Genomic DNA, 446 nt, shown 5'->3' on the forward strand with positions numbered 1-446 from the left:
TGACTATGCTTATCCTGCTGACAATGGTGATGTGTATTATGCGGTCGAAAAATTTGCCGGCTATGGCAAGTTATCGGGTCGTAAATTAGAGGATATGCAAGCAGGGTCTAGGGTAGAGATTGAGTCAAAAAAGAACAATCCATTTGACTTTGTACTGTGGAAGGCTGCCAAGCCAGGTGAGCCGCAATGGGAATCTCCTTGGGGGCAAGGTCGCCCAGGCTGGCACATTGAGTGCTCAGCAATGTCGAATCAGTGTCTTGGCTCGACCTTTGATATTCATGGCGGTGGTCATGACCTGCAATTCCCGCATCACGAAAATGAGATTGCTCAGTCAGAAGCGGCAAATGGCTGTGAGTACGCACGCAACTGGATGCACGTTGGCTTTATCAATGTTGACGGTGAGAAGATGTCTAAATCATTGGGTAACTTTTTTACCATTCGTGAGG

General features: G+C 47.5%; 1 pseudogene. It reads left to right on the forward strand.

The window, feature by feature from the left end:
• Positions 1–446 (forward strand): annotated as a pseudogene (locus FHK88_RS12265) (cysteine--tRNA ligase); the annotation flags it as partial.

The organism is Psychrobacter sp. I-STPA6b (assembly GCF_020662265.1).
Lineage (GTDB): Bacteria > Pseudomonadota > Gammaproteobacteria > Pseudomonadales > Moraxellaceae > Psychrobacter.